The sequence below is a fragment of the Falsiroseomonas oryzae genome (assembly GCF_027856955.1).
GTDB classification, from domain to species: Bacteria; Pseudomonadota; Alphaproteobacteria; order Acetobacterales; family Acetobacteraceae; genus Falsiroseomonas; species Falsiroseomonas oryzae.
The window spans coordinates 1-4384 of the sequence record NZ_JAPSMD010000436.1 but is presented as its reverse complement, the minus strand read 5'-3'; the positions used below and the strand labels follow the sequence as shown (position 1 = coordinate 4384).

Sequence of the window (4384 nt, the reverse complement as noted above, 5' to 3'; positions counted from 1 at the left end):
CGCGCATCGCGACCTGGCGCTGGCCACCACGGCGGAGCCGCTGGCGACGCTACTGCGCGCCGGCCCGGCGCCGGCCGGCACGCCGGCGGAGATCGCCGCCCTGCTGCGTGCGCAGCCCGCGCGCTTCCGCGGCCAGGTGGTCCTGCCGGACATCGAGGCGAACGGCCTCGGCTTCCTCGCGATGTTGCGCTGGAGCCTGGAGGAGCCTGCCTTCGACGACATGCTGGATGCGCTGGCGGCGATGCAGCCGCGCGCCATCGGCTCGATCATGGCGCTGACCGCGGCGATGGAGCAGGGCGCGCATCTCGGCCTGCACGTGCTCGGTGCCTATGCGCGGCGCGCGGTCGCGCAGGATGCTAGGCTGCGCATTGCTCCTTCGGCGGCGCCGGCGCCGGCCATCGCGCGGATCGGGTTCGTCCCGCGCCGCGCTGCCAATCCGGAGGCCGGCGCGGCGTTCCTTGCGCATCTCGTCTCGCCGGCGGGCCAGGCGGCTCTGGGCGAGGCGGGCCTGTTCCCGATCATCGCCCCGTCCGACCGCCCGCTCTCGCCCATTCCGATTGACCGCGGCTTCGACCGCCTGCTGGACCAGGAGGCGCGCGCGCGGATGCTGGCGCGCTGGCGCGCCGCCGTCGGACGCGACCGATGACGAAGGGGAGGACCACCGCCATGAACCGCCGCTCGCTGCTCGCCGGGCTTGCCCTCGCACCGCTCGGGCTGCCGGCCTTCGCGCAGGGCGCCTGGCCGGCACGGCCGCTGCGCATCGTGGTTCCCTTCGCCCCGGGCTCCTTCACCGATGTCTCGGCGCGGCTTCTGGCGACGGAACTGACCGAGCAGCTCGGCCAGCAGGTCGTCGTGGAGAACCGCGGCGGCGCCGGCGGCACGCTGGGCGCGACCGCCGTCATGCGCTCCCCGCCGGATGGCTACACGCTGCTGCTGACCGACAACTCGCTGGCGATCGCGCCGGGCCTCTACCAGAACGCCGCCTTCGACCCGCTGCGCGACCTGCAGCAGGTCAGCCGCATCGCCGACTCGCCGTCGCTGCTCATGGTTCGGCCCGGCCTCGGCCCGCGGAACCTGCAGGATCTCGTCGCGCTGGCGCGGCAGCGCCCGGGCGAGATCACCTTCGGCTCCGGCGGGCAGGGCTCCTCCGCGCATCTCGCAATGGAACTTCTGCTGAACGTTGCCGGGATCCGCGCGCTGCACGTGCCGTTCCGCGGCGTCGCGGCCGCGATCACGGAGGTGATCGGCGGGCGGGTGGACATGGCGATCGCGAGCCTTGCCTCCGGCGTCGCGCATGTGCGCGCGGGCACGCTGCTCGGGCTCGGCGTCAGCGGCGCGCAGCGCAGCGCACTGCTGCCCGAGGTGCCGACCTTCGCCGAGGGCGGTCAGCCGCGCTACGACATGTCCTACTGGTGGGGTGTCGCGGTGCCGGACGGCACGCCGGCCGAGGTCGTGGATCGGCTGAACCGCGAGATCGTGCGCGCCTGCGCGCAGCCGCGGCTGCGGGATGCCTTCGCGCAGCAGGCCGCGCTGGCCGTCACCTCCACGCCCGCGGAGATGACCCGGCATCTGGCGCAGGAGATCGCGACCTGGCGCGACGTCATCGCGCGCGCCGGCGTGCGGGTGGAGTAGGAGCAGCGCCGTGCACGAGGATCTCTCCACCCCGCCCGCCTTCCGCGCGCCGCCGCTGTCCTGCGACGCGCATTTCCATGTCTTCGGGCGGGAGGAGCGATACCCCTACGCCTCCGCCGAGCCGCTGCGCTACAAGCCGCCGGTCGCGGAGCTCGCGGACTACCTGAAGCTCGCCGCCCATCTCGGGCTCGAGCGCTTCGTCTTCGTCCAGCCCAGCGCCTATGGCCGCGATAATGCCTGCATGCTCGACGCCATGCGCGAGGTCGGCCCGGCACGCTGCCGCGGCATCGTGGACGTGGAGGAGGACGCACCCGATGCGCTGCTGGCGGAGATGCATGCGCTCGGCGTGCGTGGCGTGCGCATCAACCACTCGCCGGTGAAGCCCGCGCAGCCCGGCTTCTCCGTCACCATGCTCCCGCGCATCCGCCGGCTGGAGGCACGCTGCGTCGAGCTTGGCTGGCACCTGGATTTCCTCGGCCCGGGCTGGCTGACGGAGGAACTGCTGCCGACGCTCGCCACGCTCCGCTGCCCCTTCAGCGTGGCGCATATGGGGATGTTCCGCGCCGAGGCCGGGCCGCGCCAGCCCGGCTTCGTGAAGCTGCTGGATCTGGTGCGGGGCGGGACGGTGCAGGGCTACGTCAAGTTCACCGGCACCTACCGCATGGCGACCCCGCCTGCCTACGCCGATGCGCTGCCCATGGCCCGAGCGGTCATCGAGGCTGCCCCGCACAACATCATCTGGGGCAGCGACTACCCGCACCTCTCCTTCGCGCACCTCGTCGGTTCGGTGCAGCTGTTCAACCTGCTCGCCGACTGGGCGCCCGACGAGGCGATGCGACGCCGGATCCTGGTGGACAACCCGGCGGCGCTGTTCGGCTTCTGAACCGCGCCGCCGGATCGGCCGCTACTCGACCTGCATCCGCAGCTCGCGCACCAGCGGCCGCACCGCGGCGATCTGCGCATGGACCGAGGCGCCGAACTCCTGCGGCGAGTTGCCGCCGGGCTCGGCGCCCAGCTCGGTGATGCGCGCGGCCAGCGACGGGTATTGGGCGGCCGCCGCGATCTCGCGGTGCAGGCGCGCCAGGATGTGCTCCGGCGTGCGGGCGGGCGCGAAGAAGCCGTTCCAGCCCAGCAGCTCGGCGTTGGGGAAGCCCTGCTCGCGCACCGTCGGCACGTCGGGTAGGACGCGTGGGCGCTGCGCGGCCAGCGTCGCGATCGGCTTCAGCGTGCCGGCGCGGATGTGCTGCAGCGACGAGGAGAGCTGGTCGCCGCCGAAGGCGATGCGGCCGGCCAGCATGTCCTGCACCAGCGGCGCGGCGCCGCGGAAGGGCACGTGCTCCATCTGGAAGCCGCCGTCGCGCTTCAGCACCTCGCCGATCAGGTTCATCGTGCTGCCGGGCCCGGTGGAGCCGTAGAAGGCCGGCGGGTTCTGCGCCTTCGCCCAGGCGACGAACTCTGTCAGGTTGCGCGCCGGCACCTGTGCATTGACCAGCAGGATCATCGGCACGTTCGCGCCGAGGCTGATCGGCGCGAAGTCACGCTCGATCGAATGCGGCGCCCGGCCGATGAATTCCAGCGCCGCGGTGGTGGTGGAGAAGGTCAGGTTGTGGAACAGCAGCGTCTGCCCGTCCGGCGCCGCCTTCGCCACCACGTCCGCACCGATGGACCCGCCGCCGCCGCCGCGATTCTCCACCACCACGGAGACGCCCATCGTCTCCGTCAGGCGCTGAGCGTAGAGCCGGGCCAGGATGTCGGTGGTGCCGCCGGCCGGGAAGGGCACGATGATGCGGATCGGGCCGCTGGGCTGCCAGGTCTGGGCCCGGACGGGCGGGGCAGCCGGCACGGCGGCAAGCAGGCCGCCTGCGGCAAGGCCGAGGCTGCGACGGGTGAGCATCGGGTCCGTTCTCCTCCAGCGGGCGCCGTCCTTCCGCGGCGGCGCGTTCCATGCAGTAGGGGGCGGCGGCTGCGCGTCGTCAACCGCGCGGAGGGTCAGGACACCTCCAGGTCCGGCTGGTCCGGGAAGCCGCGCGGGAAGGCGTCCCGCCGTCGCAGGATGTCAAGCCGCGTGGTGGGGAAGCGCAGCTGCGCGGTGCCGGCCGGCGGCAGCCGGTGCAGAGCCGCGACCAGGTGATGGGCCGGCGCCCAGGGTGCCGGCGCCGCGACGATGCCGGGATGGCCGAGCGGCCACCAGCCCACGGCCAGCACCAGGCCGCGCAGCTCCAACGGTTCGTAGCGGCTCAGCAGCAGTTCCGGCAGGTAGGAGGATTGCTCGGCAAACGGCAGCCGGATGCGCAGCTCACGCGCCAGCGTCTCGCCCGGCTTCACCAGCGTGCAGAGCGGCAGCGCGCGCGTCGCGACCACCATGCCTTCTGGTAGCGCGGGCAGGTACTTCCCGGCCACGGCGACGCCGTCCTCCCGCAGCACGACCTGCGCGACGTCGGGATCCGCCAGCGGATCCCCCCGACCCGGCTTGCGCCAGGCGTCCATGACCAGCACCGGCACCGGGCCGTTGTTCGTCACCTCGTAGGGGAAGACGAGGTGCCCGTCGGCCTTGCCGGGGCGGCAGGCCAGCGCCAGCCAGCCGGTGGGGCGCTGCGGCGGGGCGCTCATGGCGGGAGCCTCCTGTTGCGCAGGGTCACGCGCGGCCCGTCCCGCCGGGCCCGGACCCTCCGTTGTCGCCGCGCGCACGCTGGCTCTGGCGCTGGTCGTCGGGCGGCGGCGGGGGATCCAGCCCGTCCGCCGGCGGCGGCGG

General features: G+C 73.7%; 5 protein-coding genes. 3 read left to right on the top strand and 2 right to left on the bottom strand.

All coding sequences use genetic code 11. The annotated features are described in order from the left end of the window. The 3 genes from OZN99_RS26380 to OZN99_RS26370 all read left to right on the top strand — a co-directional run. A partial coding sequence (locus OZN99_RS26380) for a hypothetical protein (RefSeq protein WP_456299904.1) occupies positions 1–646 on the top strand: 646 nt, incomplete at its 5' end. After that, positions 643–1632 carry a tripartite tricarboxylate transporter substrate binding protein gene (locus OZN99_RS26375; RefSeq protein ID WP_270938210.1) on the top strand — a complete coding sequence of 330 codons (990 nt, stop codon included), beginning with the start codon at positions 643–645 and terminating at the stop codon, positions 1630–1632. The genes OZN99_RS26380 and OZN99_RS26375, both read left to right, overlap by 4 nt. A 10-nt stretch (positions 1633–1642) precedes the next feature. After that, the gene (locus OZN99_RS26370) at positions 1643–2515 is read left to right on the top strand and encodes an amidohydrolase family protein (protein WP_270938209.1); all 873 of its coding nucleotides are present in this window, start codon (positions 1643–1645) and stop codon (positions 2513–2515) included. Between the two features lie 21 nt (positions 2516–2536). Here the strand turns inward: OZN99_RS26370 and OZN99_RS26365 are convergent, their stop codons facing one another. Together OZN99_RS26365 and OZN99_RS26360 are read right to left on the bottom strand one after the other, a co-directional pair. After that, positions 2537–3526 (bottom strand): Bug family tripartite tricarboxylate transporter substrate binding protein, encoded by a 990-nt coding sequence (locus OZN99_RS26365; RefSeq protein ID WP_270938208.1) that lies wholly within the window; start codon positions 3524–3526, stop codon positions 2537–2539. A 95-nt stretch (positions 3527–3621) separates the two neighbouring features. Then, positions 3622–4242: a hypothetical protein gene (locus tag OZN99_RS26360; RefSeq protein WP_270938207.1), complete on the bottom strand. Its 621-nt coding sequence runs from the start codon at positions 4240–4242 to the stop codon at positions 3622–3624. Between the last annotated feature and the right edge of the window lie 142 nt (positions 4243–4384).

Bases quoted from the DNA above. Each gene is read 5' to 3' on its own strand.
- OZN99_RS26365 (WP_270938208.1), bottom strand. From the start codon at position 3,526: ATGCTCACCCGTCGCAGCCTCGGCCTTGCCGCAGGCGGCCTGCTTGCC.
- OZN99_RS26375 (WP_270938210.1), top strand. From the start codon at position 643: ATGACGAAGGGGAGGACCACCGCCATGAACCGCCGCTCGCTGCTCGCC.
- OZN99_RS26360 (WP_270938207.1), bottom strand. From the start codon at position 4,242: ATGAGCGCCCCGCCGCAGCGCCCCACCGGCTGGCTGGCGCTGGCCTGC.